Annotated in this window: 23 protein-coding genes; 13 read left to right on the top strand and 10 right to left on the bottom strand. The window is 63.0% G+C overall.

Annotated features, from left to right (window positions below):
• Positions 1 to 94 precede the first annotated feature (94 nt).
• Together rfaE2 and MRBLMS1_RS27705 are read right to left on the bottom strand one after the other, a co-directional pair.
• Positions 95 to 577, bottom strand: coding sequence for a D-glycero-beta-D-manno-heptose 1-phosphate adenylyltransferase (gene rfaE2, locus MRBLMS1_RS27710; RefSeq protein WP_035824719.1), 483 nt, complete (start codon positions 575 to 577; stop codon positions 95 to 97).
• 49 nt (positions 578 to 626) lie between these two features.
• Positions 627 to 866, bottom strand: a complete 240-nt coding sequence (locus MRBLMS1_RS27705) for a DUF3717 domain-containing protein (protein WP_485883535.1) — start codon at positions 864 to 866, stop codon at positions 627 to 629.
• A 134-nt stretch (positions 867 to 1,000) separates the two neighbouring features.
• Between MRBLMS1_RS27705 and MRBLMS1_RS27700 the strand changes: the two genes are divergently transcribed.
• The 8 genes from MRBLMS1_RS27700 (at position 1,001) to MRBLMS1_RS27665 (ending at position 6,115) form a co-directional block, all read left to right on the top strand.
• Positions 1,001 to 1,939 carry a hydrogen peroxide-inducible genes activator gene (locus tag MRBLMS1_RS27700; protein WP_128141311.1) on the top strand — a complete coding sequence of 313 codons (939 nt, stop codon included), beginning with the start codon at positions 1,001 to 1,003 and terminating at the stop codon, positions 1,937 to 1,939.
• Between the two features lie 58 nt (positions 1,940 to 1,997).
• On the top strand, positions 1,998 to 2,852 hold the full coding sequence (gene ubiA, locus MRBLMS1_RS27695; protein ID WP_070305742.1) for a 4-hydroxybenzoate octaprenyltransferase: 855 nt from the start codon (positions 1,998 to 2,000) through the stop codon (positions 2,850 to 2,852).
• 108 nt (positions 2,853 to 2,960) lie between these two features.
• Entirely contained in the window at positions 2,961 to 3,317 is a 357-nt protein-coding gene (locus MRBLMS1_RS27690) for an ElaB/YgaM/YqjD family protein (RefSeq protein ID WP_072456840.1), read from the top strand.
• Between the two features lie 65 nt (positions 3,318 to 3,382).
• Positions 3,383 to 3,760, top strand: a complete 378-nt coding sequence (locus MRBLMS1_RS27685) for a phage holin family protein (protein WP_485883532.1) — start codon at positions 3,383 to 3,385, stop codon at positions 3,758 to 3,760.
• Positions 3,757 to 4,104: a hypothetical protein gene (locus tag MRBLMS1_RS27680; protein WP_128141310.1), complete on the top strand. Its 348-nt coding sequence runs from the start codon at positions 3,757 to 3,759 to the stop codon at positions 4,102 to 4,104. Before MRBLMS1_RS27685 ends, MRBLMS1_RS27680 begins: the two co-directional genes overlap by 4 nt.
• A 90-nt stretch (positions 4,105 to 4,194) precedes the next feature.
• Positions 4,195 to 4,752, top strand: coding sequence for a DUF3455 domain-containing protein (locus tag MRBLMS1_RS27675; protein ID WP_128141309.1), 558 nt, complete (start codon positions 4,195 to 4,197; stop codon positions 4,750 to 4,752).
• 80 nt (positions 4,753 to 4,832) lie between these two features.
• Positions 4,833 to 5,402, top strand: coding sequence for a sigma-70 family RNA polymerase sigma factor (locus tag MRBLMS1_RS27670; RefSeq protein ID WP_374106884.1), 570 nt, complete (start codon positions 4,833 to 4,835; stop codon positions 5,400 to 5,402).
• On the top strand, positions 5,399 to 6,115 hold the full coding sequence (locus tag MRBLMS1_RS27665) for an anti-sigma factor (RefSeq protein WP_485883529.1): 717 nt from the start codon (positions 5,399 to 5,401) through the stop codon (positions 6,113 to 6,115). Before MRBLMS1_RS27670 ends, MRBLMS1_RS27665 begins: the two co-directional genes overlap by 4 nt.
• Before the next feature lie 3 nt (positions 6,116 to 6,118).
• Here the strand turns inward: MRBLMS1_RS27665 and proC are convergent, their stop codons facing one another.
• Positions 6,119 to 6,949 (bottom strand): pyrroline-5-carboxylate reductase, encoded by an 831-nt coding sequence (gene proC / locus MRBLMS1_RS27660; protein ID WP_128141307.1) that lies wholly within the window; start codon positions 6,947 to 6,949, stop codon positions 6,119 to 6,121.
• A 16-nt stretch (positions 6,950 to 6,965) separates the two neighbouring features.
• Entirely contained in the window at positions 6,966 to 7,667 is a 702-nt protein-coding gene (locus MRBLMS1_RS27655) for a YggS family pyridoxal phosphate-dependent enzyme (RefSeq protein ID WP_485883526.1), read from the bottom strand.
• Between the two features lie 70 nt (positions 7,668 to 7,737).
• Here MRBLMS1_RS27655 and MRBLMS1_RS27650 point away from each other — a divergent pair, with 70 nt between their 5' ends.
• The 4 genes from MRBLMS1_RS27650 to MRBLMS1_RS27635 all read left to right on the top strand — a co-directional run bounded on the left by MRBLMS1_RS27650 (position 7,738) and on the right by MRBLMS1_RS27635 (position 12,704).
• Complete coding sequence (locus MRBLMS1_RS27650) at positions 7,738 to 8,781, top strand: type IV pilus twitching motility protein PilT (RefSeq protein WP_139091709.1); 1,044 nt, start codon at positions 7,738 to 7,740, stop codon at positions 8,779 to 8,781.
• A 3-nt stretch (positions 8,782 to 8,784) separates the two neighbouring features.
• Positions 8,785 to 9,924, top strand: a complete 1,140-nt coding sequence (locus MRBLMS1_RS27645; protein WP_181877967.1) for a PilT/PilU family type 4a pilus ATPase — start codon at positions 8,785 to 8,787, stop codon at positions 9,922 to 9,924.
• 1 nt (position 9,925) lies between these two features.
• Complete coding sequence (locus MRBLMS1_RS27640; RefSeq protein WP_128141304.1) at positions 9,926 to 10,411, top strand: glutathione peroxidase; 486 nt, start codon at positions 9,926 to 9,928, stop codon at positions 10,409 to 10,411.
• Between the two features lie 184 nt (positions 10,412 to 10,595).
• Positions 10,596 to 12,704 (top strand): putative bifunctional diguanylate cyclase/phosphodiesterase, encoded by a 2,109-nt coding sequence (locus tag MRBLMS1_RS27635; RefSeq protein WP_485883523.1) that lies wholly within the window; start codon positions 10,596 to 10,598, stop codon positions 12,702 to 12,704.
• On the opposite strand, the gene glcF is transcribed toward MRBLMS1_RS27635, so the two are convergent.
• From glcF to MRBLMS1_RS27620, 3 genes are read right to left on the bottom strand one after another with little or no spacing between them, the layout of a single operon-like run.
• A complete protein-coding gene (gene glcF, locus MRBLMS1_RS27630; RefSeq protein ID WP_485883521.1) occupies positions 12,697 to 13,923 on the bottom strand; it encodes a glycolate oxidase subunit GlcF in 1,227 nt (408 codons plus the stop codon). The genes MRBLMS1_RS27635 and glcF overlap by 8 nt on opposite strands.
• A gap of 6 nt (positions 13,924 to 13,929) precedes the next feature.
• A complete protein-coding gene (gene glcE / locus MRBLMS1_RS27625; RefSeq protein WP_485883519.1) occupies positions 13,930 to 15,000 on the bottom strand; it encodes a glycolate oxidase subunit GlcE in 1,071 nt (356 codons plus the stop codon).
• Between the two features lie 16 nt (positions 15,001 to 15,016).
• Positions 15,017 to 16,507, bottom strand: coding sequence for an FAD-linked oxidase C-terminal domain-containing protein (locus MRBLMS1_RS27620; protein ID WP_128141300.1), 1,491 nt, complete (start codon positions 16,505 to 16,507; stop codon positions 15,017 to 15,019).
• A 151-nt stretch (positions 16,508 to 16,658) separates the two neighbouring features.
• Between MRBLMS1_RS27620 and MRBLMS1_RS27615 the strand changes: the two genes are divergently transcribed.
• Positions 16,659 to 17,213, top strand: a complete 555-nt coding sequence (locus tag MRBLMS1_RS27615) for a cob(I)yrinic acid a,c-diamide adenosyltransferase (RefSeq protein ID WP_070290065.1) — start codon at positions 16,659 to 16,661, stop codon at positions 17,211 to 17,213.
• A 64-nt stretch (positions 17,214 to 17,277) separates the two neighbouring features.
• On the opposite strand, the gene MRBLMS1_RS27610 is transcribed toward MRBLMS1_RS27615, so the two are convergent.
• The 3 genes from MRBLMS1_RS27610 to MRBLMS1_RS27600 form a co-directional block, all read right to left on the bottom strand.
• Positions 17,278 to 17,466, bottom strand: coding sequence for a hypothetical protein (locus MRBLMS1_RS27610; RefSeq protein ID WP_046683416.1), 189 nt, complete (start codon positions 17,464 to 17,466; stop codon positions 17,278 to 17,280).
• Positions 17,467 to 17,552: 86 nt separating this feature from the next.
• On the bottom strand, positions 17,553 to 17,732 hold the full coding sequence (locus tag MRBLMS1_RS27605; protein ID WP_034749100.1) for a hypothetical protein: 180 nt from the start codon (positions 17,730 to 17,732) through the stop codon (positions 17,553 to 17,555).
• Between the two features lie 31 nt (positions 17,733 to 17,763).
• Positions 17,764 to 18,144 carry a glutaredoxin family protein gene (locus MRBLMS1_RS27600; protein ID WP_034749103.1) on the bottom strand — a complete coding sequence of 127 codons (381 nt, stop codon included), beginning with the start codon at positions 18,142 to 18,144 and terminating at the stop codon, positions 17,764 to 17,766.
• Between the last annotated feature and the right edge of the window lie 58 nt (positions 18,145 to 18,202).

Below are 18,202 nucleotides of genomic sequence, written 5' to 3'. Positions count from 1 at the left end.
GTGTAACGTGCTGGGGCGGTCGAAACGAAGTCGCAGCCCTGGCAGTTCTCATAGTAACGTCTTTTTATCTGTATGGAAACATTGACGAGCTTCCTCAGCCCTGCTGCGTCCGCACTTTCGTCAACAGCTTGGTGGTCGAGCGGTCATGCTCGAAATCGATGGCCACAGCCTGGCCGCCATACGCGAGCACGGCTTTGCCTTCCGGAATGGCCGCCATGTCGTAGTCGCCACCCTTGGCATAGATTTCCGGTTCGATGTCCTGCACCACTTCCAGGGCGCTGTCTTCCGAGAATGGCACGACCAGGCTCACCGCTTCCAGCGCGGCCAGCACGGCCATGCGGTCTTCGCAGTTGTTCAGGGGACGGTCGTCGCCCTTGCCCAGACGTTTCACTGAAGCATCAGTATTCACGGCAACGATCAGCGAAGCGCCCAGCGCGCGCGCCTGCGCCAGATACGTCACGTGGCCGCGGTGCAAAATATCAAACACGCCGTTCGTCACCACCACCGGTTTCGGCAGGGCCGCGGCGCGGGCGCGCAGTTCGTCACGACCACACAGTTTGTTTTCAAAGTCAGGCATGGATATCTCTTGTTGGGTTATTAATAGGGTCGCAATAAAAGGGCCGCAATCAGGCGTGGCTATCGCTTTGGATGCCGCCGGCATCGCGGCGCCAGGCATCGATCAAGGCCAGGATCGCCGGTTCCAGGTCCTCTTCGGCAATGCGATCTTGCCGGTGGTAAATCATCAGCGCATACACGCCGGCCAGACGGCTGACGGGCGGCGACAGCGCATATTCATTGCCGTGCGCCGGTTGCCTGGCACGCCAGTAATTGATCGCCGCTTCCAGCGTCTGCATCTGCAGTTCCATCACCCTCTCCCTCCGCCGCCCGGTCCCGCATTATAGGGGGCGATCCGCTACAATACGCCATCGGCGCCACAGTTTCACGTTTGCGCCACCTTTCATTCATTGCAAGTAAGTACTTCCTGTGTTTCAATCAACCTATGACACTGACTGAACTGAAATATATCGTTGCAGTCGCGCGAGCGAAGCACTTCGGCCATGCCGCCGAAGCTTGCTTCGTTGCCCAGCCCACCCTGTCAGTGGCCATCAAGAAACTCGAAGACGAATTGGGCGTCGTCCTGTTCGAACGGGGCGGCGCGGAAATCTCCGTCACGCCCCTGGGCGCGCAGATCATCGCGCAAGCCGAACGCGTGCTGGAACAGACGGCCGCCATCAAGGAACTCGCCAAGCAAAACAAGGACCCGCTGGCCGGCCCCCTGCGCCTGGGCGTGATCTACACGATCGGCCCCTATCTGCTGCCGCCCTTGGTCAAGGCCATGATAGACCAGGTACCGCAGATGCCTTTGATCTTGCAGGAAAACTTCACGGTTCGCCTGCTCGAATTGCTGCGCCAGGGCGAACTGGACGTGGCAATCATGGCCCTGCCCCTGCCCGACCATGGCATGGCGATGCAGGAACTGTATGACGAGCCCTTCGTCGTCGCCATGCCGCGCCAGCATCCGTGGACGGCGCGTGACAAAATCGCCGCGCAGGATTTGAAATCGGAAACCATGCTGTTGCTGGGCAATGGCCACTGTTTCCGCGACCAGGTGCTGGAAGTGTGCCCCGAAATGGCGCGTTTTTCCTCGCCCGGCAACGGCATGCAGCGCACGTTTGAAGGTTCCTCACTGGAAACCATCCGCCACATGGTGGCCAGCGGCATCGGCCTGACGGTCTTGCCGCGCGCCTCCGTCGCCAATATGCACGCCACCGACGGCATGCTCGAATACCGGCCATTCGCCGCCCCCGTGCCATCGCGCCGGGTGGTGATGTTGTGGCGCAAGAGTTTTACGCGCAAGGCCGCCATCGACGCCCTGTGCGCGGCCATCGCCAGCTGCAACTTGCCTGGCATCACTCCCTTGTGCGAAGACGACGAATAGTACATTTACATACTATTTGCGATAATCGACCTTTCTCTTCAACAAGATCGAGTCTTCCATGAACAAGCTGGCGCTGTATTTCCGCCTGATACGGCTGGACAAGCCTATCGGTACCGTATTGCTGCTGTGGCCTACCCTGTGCGCGCTGTGGCTGGCGCAGCAGGGCGTGCCGGACTGGCGGCTGCTGCTCATCTTTACTCTCGGCACTTTCCTGATGCGTTCGGCAGGCTGCGCCATCAACGACTACGCCGACCAGGATATCGACAAATTCGTCAAGCGTACGGCGGAGCGCCCCATCACCAGCGGACGCATCAGCGGCAAGGAAGCGCTGGCCGTGGCCGGCGTACTGACCGTGCTGGCCTTTTGCCTGATCCTGCCCCTGAATGCGCTGACCAAGCAACTGTCCGTGGCCGCCGTCATCATCGCGGGCACCTATCCCTACTTCAAGCGCTTCTTTGCCATTCCGCAAGCGTATCTCGGTATCGCCTTCGGCTTCGGCATTCCCATGGGCTTTGCCGCCATCACGGATTCCGTGCCCGTCGTCGCCTGGCTGCTGCTGCTAGGTAATGTCTTCTGGGCCGTGGCCTACGATACGGAATACGCGATGGTCGACCGCGACGACGATTTAAAAATCGGCATCAAGACGTCGGCCATCACCTTCGGCCGCTACGACGTGGCCATCGTCATGTTTTGCTATGCCGTTTTCCTGCTGCTGTGGCTGGGCTGCGGCTGGTACCTGGGCTTGCGTTATTGGTTCGTCGCGGGCCTGGTAGTTGCGGCCGGATGCGCCGTTTACCACTACACCCTGATCCGCGCACGCGAGCGTATGCCGTGTTTTGCGGCATTCCGGCATAATAACTGGCTAGGAGCAGCGGTGTTTGCGGGCGTGGTGCTGGACTTTGCTTTCCGTTAAGCAATAACTCTGGCGCCGCGGCAGCCCTTGAGGCGGCGCAAGACAAGCCTGGCCGCAGCTGCCTACACTGGTATTTCACTGTGCAGTTTCACTTCCATGAGGTAATACATGAGCTCGATACATACCGGAAAATCCAGCAGCGACAGCATCCTCGCCGACGCCGACAAGGCCCGCGACAAACTGGCGGGCGACTTGAAAACCGTCATCAATGAAGCGGAAGGCTGGCTCGACGGCGCCAAGGATCAGACGGGCGAGAATGTGAAAGCCGTCAAGGACAAGTTCATCGCCACCCTGGAAACGGCCAAGAAAGACTTGATCAAGCTGGAAGAAGACTTGCTCGAACGGACCAAGAAGGCGGCCAAGGTCACCGACGAGTACGTGCAGGACAATCCATGGAAAGCCGTGGGCGCGGGCGCCGTCGTGGGCGTACTGTTCGGCCTGCTGCTTTCCTCGTCACGCCGCTAGTTAGTACCGACGCAGCACCGACGGCATAGGCCGTCTCCTGACGCGAAAGGCAGCATATGGCTATCATGCACCATGTCGCCCAAGTCGCAGCGACCCTCGCCGCCATCGTCCAGACCCGTCTGGCCCTGGCGGCAGTGGAAATGGAAGAAGAGTCGCTGCGCTTCCTGTCCTATCTGGCCCTGGCCATGCTGGCACTGCTGTGCCTGTTCGTCGGCCTGGTATTGATCGTGTTCCTCGTCATCGTATTATTTTGGGACACGCACCGCATCGCCGCCATCGCCATCACGGCCGCCGTCTTCATCATTGCCGCCATCGCCACCCTGCTGGGCGTGCGCGCCAGTTTCCGCAGCAAGCCGAAACTGCTGTCCTTCACACTTTCCGAACTGAACAAAGACCTGGACGAGCTGCAACTGCTGGCACGCCGGGGATCGGAGCGGCCATGACCACGCATCCCACCAAGTTGTCGCACGTCCATACGGCCGCCAGCCTGGCGCAGCGGCGCGATGCGCTGCTGGCCGAATGCGCGCTGCAACGCCTGGCTCTGAGCGTGCAAACGCGGCAATTGATGGAACCGCTGACGGGCGGCAATCTGCGCCATACCCTGGCCACGCGCTTCAAAATTCCCCTGATGATAGGGGGCGCCGTGCTGGGCCTGCTGCTCGTGCGTCCGCGCCGTTTCCTGCCGCTGATGCGGGCCAGCGGCGCACTGCTCAAGCACGCCACGGCCGCCATGCCCGTCGTGCTGGCGCTGGCGCAGCGTTTCAGCAAGAAAGAAACACCGGAATAAAATATTTTTTTCCTGGCTGCATCCAAATAGCAAACCCCTGCGTAGTAATGGTATCAACCAGCCGGTTGAGCCAACTACCAGGAGTTTGCCATGCTTGCCACCATCGCCCCACGCCATACCGCCCCTTCCCTCACCGTGCTGTGCGCCGCCCTGCTGATGGCCGCCTGCGCCCCCATGAGCGCGCGCTATTCGCAGGAACAATTGCCGAACGCCGTGAAAGTGCCCGATGGCCACCAGGTGGCCATGCAGACGGTGGGCGTGGGCAAGATCGCCTACGAATGCAAGGCCAAGAAAGACATGACGGGCCATGAATGGGTCTTCGTGGGACCGGACGCGGCTCTGAACGACCGCAGCGGCATGAAAGTGGGTACGTATGTCGGTCCTCCTGCCACCTGGGCCAACCTCGATGGCTCGAAAGTGACGGCGACACAAGTGGCCGTGGCGCCGGCCGGCGCGGGCAACATCCCGTATCAACTGGTAAAAGCCAACCCGGCCACGGGCAGCGGCGCCATGCAGGGCGTCAGCTACATCCAGCGCGTGGCCACCAGCGGCGGCGTGGCGCCAAGCAGCCCCTGCGGCATGGAGTCGATCGGCGCCAAGCAATGGGTGCCCTACCAGGCCGACTATATCTTCTGGAAAGCCGTATAAATACCTGGCGTTGACGGTTGGCAAGCTGGTTTCTGGCCTATACTCGGCATTGAAAACTTGCTAACCGTTAAACCTTGACGATTGCCCCAACCTTGCCAGCCCACGCCGCCCCTTACGATTACGATGCCGCCCTGCGCGCCTGCGCCAGGGGCGAGCAGCAAGCATTGCATGGCCTGTACCAGCAGGAAAGCCGCTATCTTCTGGGCGTGGCCCTGCGCATCGTGCGCCAGCGGGCCTTGGCCGAAGACGTGCTGCACGACGCCTTCCTGAATATCTGGCGCCGCGCCGGCAGTTTCGACGCCACGCGCGGCAGCGGCAAGGGCTGGATCTATGTGGTGGTGCGGCACCAGGCGCTGGACGTGGCGCGTGCCCGCGCCCATGAACTGTCAGCCGACGAGGATACCGTGGAAACCCTGCTGCACGAACGCCAAAGCCATGATACGGGCGAGGCCTATGCCGACCAGGCGGACTTGGGCAAGCTGCACGATTGCCTCGGCCACCTGGACGAGCCCAAACGCAATAGCATCCTGTACGCCTACGTCGATGGCTGTTCCCATAGCGAAATCGCGCAGCGCCTGCAAGCGCCGCTGGGAACCGTCAAGGCCTGGGTCAAGCGGGGCCTGGCCGCCCTGCGGGAGTGCATGCAATGATCAACAGCGACGAGGAATTGCAACGGCTGGCCAGCGAATACGTGCTGGGCACCTTGGAATTGGCCGAACGCGCGGCAGTGGAACAGCGTTTGCCGCGCGACGCCGCCCTGCGCGACGCCGTCGATGCCTGGGAACAGCGTCTGCTGCCGTTGACCACGCTGGCGCCGCCCGAAACGCCTTCGACCCAGCTGTGGCCGCGCATCAGTGCCAGCCTGTTCACGCCGAAAGCCGTGCGGCAAGCGGGCGGCTGGCAAGCGTGGTGGAACAGCCTGGCCTTCTGGAGACTGCTGGCCGGCGGCGGCCTGGCGGCGACGGCCGCGCTGGCCGTGCTGGTCACTACGCAATTGCAAGCGCCCAGCGGACCCGGCTATCTGGTGGTGCTGGTGGCGCCGCAGGATAAATCGCCGGGCTGGATCGTGCAGGCGGGCGGACGCGGCGGCAAGAGCCGCGACCTGAGCCTGATCCCGCTGGGTCCGACTGCCGTGCCGCAGCAAAAAGCCCTGCAATTCTGGACCAAGGGCAAGGACTGGGGCGCGCCCGTCTCGCTGGGCCTGGTCAAGCCGGGGCAAAGCCTCAAGTTGACCCTGGATAAGCTGCCGCCGCTGCAGCCCGATCAACTGTTTGAAATCACGCTGGAACCGCAAACAGGCTCGCCGACAGGCAGGCCGACTGGGCCGATCCTGTATATCGGCCGCGCCGTCAAGGTGATGTAGCGTTTATTTGCCCAGCTCGTCCCCCATCTCGCGTCCGCGCTGCGCGGCCGCCTTGATGCCCTTGACGATGGCCGCCTTCACGCCGCTCTCTTCCATGCTGGTCAGGGCCGCGTAGGTCGTGCCGCCTTTCGACGTGACCCTCTCGCGCAGCAAGGACACCGGTTCGCTGGAGTTCGCCGCCAGCTGCGCCGCCCCCGTAAACGTGGCAATCGCCAGCTGCGTCCCCTGCTCGGGCGTCAAGCCCAATTCGGCCGCCGCCTGCTGCATCGCTTCGATAAAGTAAAACACATAGGCGGGACCGCTGCCGGACACGGCCGTGACAGGGTCGATCTTCGCTTCATCGTCGAGCCAGACCGTCTGGCCGACGGCGCGCAGGATGGCATCCGCCGTCTTTTTCTGTTCTTCGCTGACGCCGCTGCTGGCCACCATGCCCGTGATGCCCATGCCGATCAGGGCCGGCGTGTTCGGCATGCAGCGCACGATAGCCGGGTAATCGCCGAGCCAGCGCGACAGGTCTTGCGCGCGGATGCCGGCCGCGATCGACAGGATCAATGGCGCACGCTCCCCGTCGAGGAAGGGCAGCAATTGCGCCGCGACTTCGCGCATGCTTTGCGGTTTCACCGCCAGCACGATCACGTCCACGCCGCGCAGCGCGTCACCGGCGGCAGTGGCCGTCGTGACGCCGAATTGCGCCTGCAGTTTTTCCAGCGCCGGCGCGTGCGGGTCGATCACGTGGATGTTGCCGCCCAGGGTCAATTTACCCGCCAGGCCGGCGATCAGGGCCGCGGCCATGTTGCCGCCGCCCACGAATGCGATATTCAATTCTGTCGTCATGCTTGTTCTCTCTTCATCAGGAATAGTTGCGGGAACCGAAAATGGCGCTGCCCACGCGCACGATGGTGGCGCCCTCGAGCACGGCGGCGCGCAAGTCGGCCGACATGCCCATCGACAAGGTGTCGAGCGCCAGCCCTTCGGCCTTCAATTGTTCGTACAGCGCGCGCAATTGCGCAAAGGCGGCGCGCTGAAGCGTGAGCTCCGTTTCCGGCTCGGGGATGGCCATCAGGCCCCGCAAGCGCAAACGGGGCAATTGCGCCACGGCATGCGCCAGCGCCGGCAGTTCGGCCGGTGTCACGCCGCTCTTGCTGGCCTCGCCGCTGATATTGACTTGCAGACAGATATTCAGGTCCGGCAAGCCGGCCGGGCGCTGCTCGGACAGGCGCGTGGCGATCTTTTCCCGCTCCACCGTATGCACCCAGTCGAAGTGCTCGGCGATGGGGCGCGTCTTGTTGCTCTGGATGGGGCCGATGAAATGCCATGCCGGCGCGTGCTGCGGCGCGGCCGCCTTCACAAAGGCGATCTTGTCGAGCGCTTCCTGCAGATAATTTTCGCCGAACGCCGCCTGGCCCGCGCGCATGGCGTCCAGCACGGCATCCGCGCCGAAGGTTTTCGAGACGGCCAGCAGGGTCACGTCGGCCGGGGCGCGCTGCGCGTCAGCGGCGGCCTGCGCAATACTCTCGCGCACGGCTTGCAAGTTCTGTTCGATTGTGGACATAATCATTTTCTAGTGTATAGGGGCGGCGGCACAGTGCGCCAGCCCATCAATGCAGGCACAGGGATTATAAATGGACATCTCCGAACTACTCGCTTTCTCCGTCAGCAACAAGGCTTCCGACCTGCACCTGTCTTCCGGCCTGCCGCCGATGATACGGGTCAACGGCGACGTGCGCCGCCTGAACGTGCCCCCGCTCGAGCACAAGGAAGTGCACAGCATGATCTACGACATCATGAACGACAGCCAGCGCAAGGCGTATGAAGAAGCGCTGGAATGCGATTTCTCGTTCGAAATTCCCGGCCTGGCCCGCTTCCGCGTCAACGCCTACAACCAGGAAAGGGGCGCCTCGGCCGTGCTGCGCACGATTCCGTCAAAGGTGCTGACCCTGGAAGACCTCAACGCGCCGCGCATCTTCGGCGAGCTGGCCATGCGCCCACGGGGCCTCGTGCTGGTGACGGGGCCGACCGGTTCCGGCAAGTCGACCACCCTGGCGGCCATGGTGAACCACGTCAACGAGCGCCTGAACCACCATATTTTGACCATCGAAGACCCGATCGAATTCGTGCACGAACCGAAGAAATGCCTGATCAACCAGCGCGAAGTCGGTTCGCACACGCATTCGTTCAGCAACGCGCTGCGCTCGGCCCTGCGCGAAGACCCGGACGTGATTTTAGTGGGCGAATTGCGCGACCTGGAAACCATCCGCCTGGCGCTGACGGCGGCCGAAACGGGCCACCTCGTGTTCGGCACCCTGCATACCTCGTCGGCGGCGAAATCGATCGACCGCATCATCGACGTCTTCCCCGCCGAGGAAAAGGAAATGGTGCGCGCCATGCTGTCCGAATCCCTGCAAGCCGTCATTTCGCAAAACCTGCTGAAAACTAAAGATGGCATGGGCCGCGTGGCCGCGCATGAAATCATGCTGGCCACGCCGGCCGTGCGCAACCTGATCCGCGAAGCGAAAGTGGCGCAAATGTATTCAGCCATCCAGACAGGCAGCAACGTGGGCATGCAAACGCTGGACCAGTGCCTGTCCGACCTGGTGCGGCGCGGTACGATCTCGGCCGAGACGGCCCGCTCGGCCGCCAAGGCTCCTGAAAACTTCCCCGGATAAGCCATGCAGACGACGCACGAACACTATGGCGCCATGCACGCGCTGCTGGCGCAGATGCGCGCACGGGGCGGCTCGGACCTGTTCATCACGGCCGGCTTTCCTCCCGCCATCAAGCTCGACGGCAAGCTGACGCCGCTGGCGGGCGGCGCGCTCGACGCGCAGCAGGCGGCCGGCTACGTGCGCGCCGTCATGAACGAACGCCAGGCGGCCGAGTTCGCGTCCAGCCGCGAAGCCAATTTCGCCATCAGCCCGGACGGCCTCGGACGTTTCCGCGTGTCCGCCTTCGTGCAGATGGGTCAGGCAGGCATGGTCTTGCGCTTGATCAATACCGCCATCCCCACCCTCGATGGGCTCGGTTTACCGGCCATCCTGCAAGACATCGTCATGAGCAAGCGGGGCCTCGTCATCATGGTGGGCGCCACGGGCTGCGGCAAGTCGACCACCCTGGCCGCCATGGTGGGCCACCGCAACGCGCACAGCCATGGCCACATCATCACCATCGAAGACCCCGTGGAATTCATCCATCCGCACGGCAACTGCATCGTCACCCAGCGCGAAGTGGGCGTCGATACGGACGACTGGGCCACGGCCCTGAAAAACACCCTGCGCCAGGCGCCCGACGTGATCCAGATCGGCGAGATCCGCGACCGCGACACCATGGACCACGCCATCGCGTTTGCCGAGACGGGCCATCTGTGCCTGGCCACCCTGCATGCGAACAATGCCAACCAGGCGCTGGACCGCATCATCAATTTCTTCCCCGAAGAGCGGCGCCAGCAGTTGCTGATGGACTTGTCGCTGAATTTGAAGGGCATGATTTCGCAGCGCCTGATTCCCAACAAGGACGGCGGCGGGCGCAAGGCGGCGCTGGAAATCCTGCTCAACTCGCCGCTGATGAGCGACCTGATCTTCAAGGGCCAGGTGCACGAGATCAAGGAATTGATGAAAAAATCGCGCGAGCACGGCATGCAGACGTTCGACCAGGCCCTGTTCGACCTGCACGAAGCGGGCGCCATCAGCTATGAAGACGCGCTTCGCAATGCGGACTCCGTCAACGATCTGCGCCTGACAATCAAACTCAAGGGCGCAACGGCGCCGGAACCCGCCCCGCAAACGGGCGCCACCAAACTGGGACTCCTCTGACATGACCAGCATCCACGATTTCCAAGCCGAGGCGCTGGACGGCACGCCGGTCGACCTGGCGCAATACAAAGGCAAGGTTTTACTAGTCGTCAACACGGCCAGCGCCTGCGGTTTCACGCCGCAATACCAGGGGCTCGAAGCGCTGTACCGCGAATTTCACGACCAAGGGCTGGTCGTGCTGGGTTTTCCCTGCAATCAATTCCGCCAGCAGGAACCGGGATCGAATGCGGAAATCGGCGCCTTTTGCGAGAAAAACTTCGGCGTCACCTTTCCCCTGTTTGCCAAGGTCGACGTGAATGGCCCGCATACGCATCCCGTATTTGCTCAATTAAAACAGGCGGCGCCCGGCATATTGGGCACGCAGTCGATCAAATGGAATTTCACCAAGTTTTTGGTGCGCAAGGATGGCAGCGTATTTCGCCGTTACGCGACGGCCAGCAAACCGGCCAGCCTGGCGGACGACATTCGGCAATTGCTACAGGAATAGCAATTTGACGGTTTGATTAAAAACAATAATTGCCGAAATCAATCAATCCGCACTTATTTCATGCTTGATATCAATATTGTGTTTCCAATAGCAAATTTCGGTGATAATGTTTGCATAATTATTCGCAGATATCGATCAAAAAACGATGCCAGTCTTTGGGAAAATATTATCTTCATGGATGCGGATGGGAATTTATTCCCGCCTCTTTCTTCCTATTTTCTTCCTGATACTCGCCGTTTCCGCCGTTCGCTATCACGCCCTGCTCGGCACGGAAACGGCGCTGGCCAATGCGCGCTACCAGAGCGATGCGCGGCAACTCGACCTGTTCCTCGCCAATAGCGTGCTGCCGCTGGCCGTGCACGCGGACAGCCACGCGATGCACGACAGCGTCCGGCAAGTGCTGCGCAGCGCCCTGCCGCTGAACCGCAGCCTCGTTTCCGCGCGCTGGGACACGGCGGGCGGGCATGTCGAAGTACTGGCCGACAGCAAGCTGGCCGGCACGCTGGCCACGGTGCCTACATGGTTCGCGCGCCTGGCCGGCATCACGGCCATCCGCAGCCGCCTGACGGTGGCGCTGCCGGACGGCGGCGACGGCATCCTCGACCTGCACTACACGCCAGGCCTGCCACTGGCGCAAGTGTGGCTCAGGGTGCGCGAGCAGGCCGTCCTCAGCGGCATCAATATCGTGCTCGTCTTCGTGCTGCTGGGCTTGATCTTGGCCACGCACCGCAAGCTGCTGGCGCGCTTCGTGCAAGCGACCGACCGCTTCCGCGACGGCAACTTCGCCGTGCGCCTGGCGGCGGGCGCCACACCCGAGGCGCAAGCCGTGTCGCAGTCGTTCAATGGCATGGCCGGCGATATCGAAGAACTGCTGACCTCGCTGAAAACCAGCCAGCGCCAGCTGGGCGAGCAACTGAACGAAACCGTGCACATGCAGCAGGCGCTGCAAAAGCTGTCCTGGCAAAACTACAATGATGTGCTGACGGGTCTGCCCAACCGTGCCGCGCTGGCCGCCCGCTTCGAACAGGAACTGTTCCTCGCGCGCGAACGCCAGCGCCTGCTGGCCGTCTGCCTGTTCGACCTCGACCACTTCCAGGCCATCAACGACCGCTACGGCGCCGAGGCCGGCGATGAAATCCTCAAACAGGTGGCCGGCCGCCTGCACGGCTTTACGGGCCAGGTCCACTACGCGGCGCGCCTGGGCGGCGATGAATTCGTCATGCTGCTGTGCGGCCAGGCCAGCATCGCCAGCATCGAACAAAACGTCACGCAGCTGATGGCGGAACTGAGCCGCCCCTACCAGTGCGACCAGCAGGCGCTGCACATGACGGCCAGCGCCGGCATCGCCGTCTACGCGGGCAAGGACTTGAATACGGAAAGCCTGCTGCGCCATGCCGACCACGCCGTCTACCAGGCCAAGCTGACGGGGCGCAACCAGTACCATTTCTTCGACACGAATCTCGATGAAGAAGTGCGCACCCACCACAACCAGCGCACGGAAGTGCGCCACGCCCTGATCAATGGCGAACTGCGGCTGTACTACCAGCCCAAGGTGAACATGCGCGCCGGCACGGTGGTGGGCATGGAAGCGCTGCTGCGCTGGCAGCATCCGCGCCGCGGCATACTGGCGCCCGCGCAATTCCTGCCGCTGGTGGAACAGACGGATTTGATCATCGACATCGGCGAATGGGTGCTGCGCCAGGCCCTGTGGCAGATGCAGCGCTGGGTGGCTGGCGGCAAGCACTGGGTGGTCAGCGTGAATATCGCGGCGCGCCACTTCCAGCAACCGGACTTCGTCTCACGCCTGGAAACCATCCTCGGCGAATTTCCCGGCGTGCGCGCCAGCATGCTGGAACTGGAAATCCTCGAATCGTCGGCCCTGCACGACATCGAAGACGTACGCCGCATCATCCGCGCCTGCCAGGCGCTGGGCATCACGTTTGCCCTCGACGATTTTGGCACCGGCTACTCGTCGATGTCATACCTGAAACGCCTGCCGGCGAATATCGTCAAGATCGACCAGAGCTTCGTGCGTAATATGCTCAACGACCGCGACGACCTGCACCTGGTGCGCGCCGTCATCGGCCTGGCCCGCTCCTTCAGCCTGACGGTGATCGCCGAAGGCGTGGAAAGCATCGAACATGGCGCGCGATTGATCCAGCTGGGCTGCGATCTGGCGCAAGGCTACGGCATCGCCCGCCCCATGCCGGCCGACGCCGTGCTGGAGTGGGCCGCCAACTTCGTGCCGGCGCCCCAATGGCGCATCGCGCAGTACAGCGAAGTGCCTATGTAGGCGTCAAGGCCGAGTCGATCAGCTCGATCCAGTGCCGCACGGGCGTCTCCGTACCCGACTGCAAATGGCTCAGGCAGCCGATATTGGCCGACACGATCATCTCCGGCTCGCACGCCTCCAGGTTCGCCACCTTGTTGTCGCGCAGCTGCTGCGACAGTGCCGGCTGCAGGATCGAATACGAGCCCGCCGAACCGCAGCACAAATGGCTGTCCGCGCACAGGCGCACGTCGACGCCGACGGCGCGCAAGACCTGCTCCACCTTGCCGCGCACCTGCTGGCCGTGCTGCAGGGTGCACGGCGGGTGATACGCCACCCTTTTGCCGATGCGCCCTTGCAGCAGCGCCACCAGCTCGTTTTCAAACGCCGGCATGATCTCGGACAGATCGCGCGTCAGCGCCGCGATGCGCCGCGCCTTCTCCGCATACTGCGCATCGTGCGCCAGCAAATGGCCATATTCCTTGACCGTGGCGCCGCAGCCGGAGGCAGTCATGACGATGGCTTCCGCACTTTCCACATACGGCCACCAGGCGTCGATATTGCGGCGCATGTCGTCCAGCGCCGCGTCCTGGTCGTTCAGGTGATGGCGCAGCGCGCCGCAGCAGCCCGCCTTCGGCGCGACGATCAGTTGCACGCCCAAGGCATCGAGTACGCGCGCCGTGGCCGCGTTGATGTTCGGCGACATGGCCGGCTGCACGCAGCCGTCGAGCAGCAGCATGGTGCGCGCGTGCTGGCGCGCGGGCCATGCACCGGCTTGCGCACCCGGGCGCAATTTGTCCTGCAAGCTTTTTGAGAGCAGCGGGCGCAGCGCCTGTCCCGCCTTGTACACGGGCGTAAACAGCCAGCGGCGCGGCAAGGCTTCCTTCAACGCGAAGCGCAAGGCGCGTTCGCGCAAGGGGCGCTGCACGCGCTGCTCGACGACGTTGCGGCCGATGTCGACCAGGCGCCCGTACTGCACGCCCGAGGGACAGGTCGACTCGCAGTTGCGGCAGGTCAGGCAGCGGTCCAGGTGCGTCTGCGTCTTGGCCGTGACGGGCGCGCCTTCGAGCACTTGCTTGATCAAATAGATGCGTCCGCGCGGGCCATCGAGTTCGTCACCCAGCAGCTGATAAGTGGGACAGGTGGCCGTGCAAAAGCCGCAATGCACGCAGGCGCGCAAGATGGCTTCGGCTTCGTCGCCTGCCGGCGTATTCTTGATGAAATCGGCGAGATTGGTTTGCATGCGCGCTCAATACATTCTGTGCGGGTTGAAGATGCCGGCCGGATCGAAAGCCTGCCGCAGACGCTGGTGGATGGTGGCCACGGCCGGCGCCAGCGGATGGAATACGCTCACGGCCTTGTCGCCGCCACGGAACAGCGTCGCATGGCCGCCCGCGGCCGCCACGGCCTGGCGGATGTGCGCGCTGCTGGCGGCATCGGCGTCGCCGTCGAGCTTGAGCCAGCGCTGCGCGCCGCCCCACTCGATCAGCTGGCGCCCTTTTAAAATCATGGCGCTGGCGTGCGGCGGCAGCGACAAGCGCCACAGGCTGCCCGCGCCCGCAAAGAAATCATGCGTTTGCTCGCGCACGGCCAGCCAGAAGGCGGCCGCGTCATCGTATGCCAGCACTTCGCCTTTCAATGATTGCAGGGCCGCCGACACGGCCGCCTCGGCGCCGGACAGGCGCACGCTCAAGACGCCATCGTGCCAGCAGCTGGCCGATATCGGCAGCGGCTTGCCCGCCCATTCATTGAGCATGCGCAAGGCGGCGATTTCAGCGCAGGCCACGCGTAACGTCGCTTCGCGCAGCGGCAAGGGCAGCACCTTCAGCGACACTTCCAGGATCAGGCCCAGGGTGCCCAGGGACCCCGCCAGCAGGCGCGAGACATCGTAGCCGGCCACGTTCTTCATCACCTGTCCGCCGAAGGCCAGGCGTTCGCCATGGCCATCCATCAGCACGGCGCCCAGCACGAAATCGCGCAAGGCGCCCGCGCTGGCCCGGCGCGGGCCGGACAAGGCGCTGGCGACGACGCCGCCCACCGTGGCGCCGGGGCCGAAGTGCGGCGGCTCGAAGGCCAGCATCTGGTTGCGCGCGGCCAGCGCCGCCTCGATCTCGGCCAGCGGCGTGCCGCAGCGGGCCGTGATCACCAGCTCCGTCGGTTCGTAATCGATGATGCCCGCATAGGCGCGCGTGTCGAGCACCTCGCCTTCGAGCTGCTGGCCATACCAGTCCTTCGTGCCGCCGCCGCGCAGGCGCAAGGGCTTGCCCGCCGCGCTGGCCGCCAGGATCTGCTGCCTGAATTGTTCCGCTATCGCTTGCAAAGGGGTCTCCGGAAAATTAAAAACGGGGCAGGTTGGCGAACGGCAAACGCCCCGCCGTTACATGCATCTTGCCGAATTCGGCGCAGCGGTTCAAGGTGGGAATCGCCTTGTCCGGGTTCAGCAAGGTATGGGGATCGAAGGCGCGCTTGACGGCAAAGAAGGCATCGAGTTCGGCGCGCGTAAACTGCACGCACATGGAATTGATCTTTTCCATGCCCACGCCATGTTCGCCCGTGATGGTTCCCCCCACGGCCACGCACAGGGCCAGGATGTCCGCGCCAAACGCTTCGGCGCGCTCGAATTCGCCGGGCATGTTCGCGTCGAACAGAATCAATGGATGCAGATTGCCGTCGCCCGCGTGGAACACGTTCGCGCAGCGCAAGCCATGCGTCGTTTCCATGGCGGCGATGCCCGTCAGCACTTCCGCCAGTTTTTTGCGCGGGATGGTGCCGTCCATGCAGTAGTAATCGGGCGAGATGCGACCGGCGGCGGGAAAGGCGTTCTTACGGCCGGACCAGAATTTCATGCGCTCCGCTTCCGACTGCGAGACGGCGATCGCGCTGGCGCCCGCCCCTTCCAGCACGGCCGTCATGCGGGCGATTTCCTCTTCCACTTCTTCGTGCGTGCCGTCCGCCTCGCACAGCAAAATGGCGGCCGCGTCAATGTCGTAGCCGGCCTTGACGAACGGTTCGACCATGCGCGACGACGTCTGGTCCATCATTTCCAGCCCGGCCGGGATGATGCCGGCGGCGATCACGTTGGCCACGGCATTGCCGCCCGTGACGACGTCGCCGAACGAGGCCATGATGACACGCGCCGTGGCCGGCTTCGGTATCAGTTTCACGGTCACTTCCGTGACGATGCCCAGCATGCCTTCGGAGCCGATGAAGACGGCCAGCAGATCCAGGCCCGGAGAATCCAGGCATTCGCCGCCCAGTTCCAGCACGTCGCCATCGATGGTGACGACCCGCACGCGCAGCACGTTATGCACGGTCAAGCCGTATTTGAGGCAATGCACGCCGCCCGAGTTTTCCGCCACGTTGCCGCCGATGCTGCAGGCAATCTGCGACGAGGGATCGGGCGCGTAATACAAGGCATATTGCGCAGCCGCTTCGGAAATGGCCAGGTTGCGCACGCCCGGCTGCACGACGGCCGTGCGCGCATACGCATCGACGCGCACGATGCGGTTCAGACGCGCCGTCGATAGCACCACGCCATCGGCAATGGGCAAGGCGCCGCCCGACAAGCCCGTGCCGGCGCCACGCGGCACGATCGGCACGCCAAGTTCGCGGCAGACGCCGAGGATGGCGATAACCTGTTCTTCCGTGTCCGGCAAGGTCACCACCATCGGCAACTGGCGGTAGGCGGCCAGGCCATCGCATTCGTACGGGCGCGTGTCTTCCGCGTCGGACAGCACGCAGCGGGCCGGCAGCACGGCCAGCAGGGCCGCGACGACGGCTTGCTGGCGCGCGGCGGTCAATCCGGATTCAGGGGCAGCATTGAGCATAAGATGGGAGACAAATGGGCATGGGCGTGCAACGATTGTAAGCACAAAAGTGGCGCGCACCACATTTTTTGTCCGATTTGCCCGCAAATCCGGCGCCGGGCGGCGCGCAGTGTCGTATGCTGCCCCCATTCTTCTTTACAGGATCCGCATCATGGGCAACCGACTTTCGAAAATCGCCACGCGCACGGGCGACAATGGCAGCACCGGCCTGGGCGACGGCAGCCGCACCAGCAAGGACAGCGCGCGCATCCACGCCATGGGCGACGTGGACGAACTGAACTCCAATATCGGCTTGCTGCTGTGCGAAGCCATGCCCGACGCCTTGCGCGAGGAGCTGGTGGCCATCCAGCACGACTTGTTCGACCTGGGCGGAGAAATCTGCATCCCCGGCTACCAGCTGATCAAGGAAGAGCACGTGCTGCGCCTCGATGACCTGCTGGCGAAATACAATGCGGACTTGCCTGCCCTCTCCGAATTCATCCTGCCGGCCGGCTCGCGCGCCGCCTCGCTCGCGCACGTGTGCCGCACCGTGTGCCGCCGCGCCGAGCGCAGCATCGTTGCGCTGGCCAATGCGGAGCCCCTGCACGAGCATCCGCGCCAGTACGTGAACCGCCTGTCGGACCTGCTGTTCGTGCTGTCGCGTGTGCTCAACCGCTTTGCCGGCGGCAGCGACGTGCTGTGGCGGCATGACCGCACGCGGGGATGAGATGAAAAAAAGCGATGCCTGTCAAACAGCATCGCCGTGCTCTATCCGGCTGACAGGCTGTGACTTAACCGCATGCCTGAAGGCAGGCTTTATTGGCACGGACACATGAAGGAACACTGAATTCCATGACACAGGCATCGAGTGCCATATAGCACTCGGATTGGCATTCCGAAATGTCGGCGGTACTGCTGGCCATGGCATACGAGGCGCTGACGCCCATGGCAAACAAAAAGAAACCGAGCTTTTTGAACATAAGCACTCCTGTTGAATTGACAGACGATCACGGACATCCATGGCGCGCCGTCTCTTACGCGCCATCCACACTCCGTCAGCGCGTTCCTAGCGCAGGCACTGGTTCAGGCATTCCTTGTACTGCTGCATGCAAGCTGGCTGGTCGAACTCCACGCAATCGAGCATGTTGCGTTCGCAGACAAAGGTGCAATCGGGGCTGCCCGCGTGCACACTGAAGGACAGGGCCGTGCCGGCGGCAAACAGGAAAGCGGCAATCTTTTTGAACATGGTCAGCCTTTCAAGTTAACAAGTGGGAACGTCAGATTTTCTTCAGCGCTGCCTCCAGCGCGCCCGCATTGAAACCCTGGATCTTGCGGTTGCCGATCAACACCACCGGTACGCCGCCGCCGCCCAGTGCTTCATGGGCTTTTCTTGCTTCCGGGGATTTCTCGATATCGAGATCGACAAATTCGATCTTGTTTTCCTTGAAGTAGGCGCGCGTCTTGGCGCAATAGCCGCACCAGTCCGTGCCGTACAGCACCACCTTCGTCTGAGCATTCGGGAAATACGCGGCGTAATTGCCCTCGGTGTAATTCGACTTGAGCAAGCCGGGCAACAAGGACAGGCCATAACCGCTGCCCAGGCCGGCGGCCAGTATCAAGCCATACATGGCGATGGTTTTAATTTTCTTTTGCATCATGAAGCCACCTTGACATCGTTACCTCCAAGCCGGGGCAATTGTTCCACCCCGGCACACC

This window comes from Massilia sp. LMS1-1-1.1 (assembly GCF_040815535.1).
In the GTDB taxonomy this organism is placed as follows: domain Bacteria; phylum Pseudomonadota; class Gammaproteobacteria; order Burkholderiales; family Burkholderiaceae_D; genus Janthinobacterium; species Janthinobacterium aestuarii.
The sequence above is the reverse complement of the archived record's forward strand: the minus strand, read 5'-3'. Positions and strand labels throughout refer to the sequence as shown.

Coding starts and splice junctions, on each gene's coding strand:
- MRBLMS1_RS27675 (WP_128141309.1), top strand. CDS start 4,195: ATGCTTGCCACCATCGCCCCACGCCATACCGCCCCTTCCCTCACCGTG.
- MRBLMS1_RS27600 (WP_034749103.1), bottom strand. CDS start 18,144: ATGATGCAAAAGAAAATTAAAACCATCGCCATGTATGGCTTGATACTG.
- MRBLMS1_RS27605 (WP_034749100.1), bottom strand. CDS start 17,732: ATGTTCAAAAAGATTGCCGCTTTCCTGTTTGCCGCCGGCACGGCCCTG.
- MRBLMS1_RS27705 (WP_485883535.1), bottom strand. CDS start 866: ATGGAACTGCAGATGCAGACGCTGGAAGCGGCGATCAATTACTGGCGT.
- MRBLMS1_RS27640 (WP_128141304.1), top strand. CDS start 9,926: ATGACCAGCATCCACGATTTCCAAGCCGAGGCGCTGGACGGCACGCCG.
- MRBLMS1_RS27610 (WP_046683416.1), bottom strand. CDS start 17,466: ATGTTCAAAAAGCTCGGTTTCTTTTTGTTTGCCATGGGCGTCAGCGCC.
- MRBLMS1_RS27690 (WP_072456840.1), top strand. CDS start 2,961: ATGAGCTCGATACATACCGGAAAATCCAGCAGCGACAGCATCCTCGCC.
- MRBLMS1_RS27665 (WP_485883529.1), top strand. CDS start 5,399: ATGATCAACAGCGACGAGGAATTGCAACGGCTGGCCAGCGAATACGTG.
- glcF (WP_485883521.1), bottom strand. CDS start 13,923: ATGCAAACCAATCTCGCCGATTTCATCAAGAATACGCCGGCAGGCGAC.
- MRBLMS1_RS27650 (WP_139091709.1), top strand. CDS start 7,738: ATGGACATCTCCGAACTACTCGCTTTCTCCGTCAGCAACAAGGCTTCC.
- MRBLMS1_RS27680 (WP_128141310.1), top strand. CDS start 3,757: ATGACCACGCATCCCACCAAGTTGTCGCACGTCCATACGGCCGCCAGC.
- MRBLMS1_RS27635 (WP_485883523.1), top strand. CDS start 10,596: ATGGGAATTTATTCCCGCCTCTTTCTTCCTATTTTCTTCCTGATACTC.
- MRBLMS1_RS27645 (WP_181877967.1), top strand. CDS start 8,785: ATGCAGACGACGCACGAACACTATGGCGCCATGCACGCGCTGCTGGCG.
- MRBLMS1_RS27700 (WP_128141311.1), top strand. CDS start 1,001: ATGACACTGACTGAACTGAAATATATCGTTGCAGTCGCGCGAGCGAAG.
- ubiA (WP_070305742.1), top strand. CDS start 1,998: ATGAACAAGCTGGCGCTGTATTTCCGCCTGATACGGCTGGACAAGCCT.
- MRBLMS1_RS27655 (WP_485883526.1), bottom strand. CDS start 7,667: ATGTCCACAATCGAACAGAACTTGCAAGCCGTGCGCGAGAGTATTGCG.
- proC (WP_128141307.1), bottom strand. CDS start 6,949: ATGACGACAGAATTGAATATCGCATTCGTGGGCGGCGGCAACATGGCC.
- MRBLMS1_RS27620 (WP_128141300.1), bottom strand. CDS start 16,507: ATGCTCAATGCTGCCCCTGAATCCGGATTGACCGCCGCGCGCCAGCAA.
- rfaE2 (WP_035824719.1), bottom strand. CDS start 577: ATGCCTGACTTTGAAAACAAACTGTGTGGTCGTGACGAACTGCGCGCC.
- MRBLMS1_RS27685 (WP_485883532.1), top strand. CDS start 3,383: ATGCACCATGTCGCCCAAGTCGCAGCGACCCTCGCCGCCATCGTCCAG.
- MRBLMS1_RS27615 (WP_070290065.1), top strand. CDS start 16,659: ATGGGCAACCGACTTTCGAAAATCGCCACGCGCACGGGCGACAATGGC.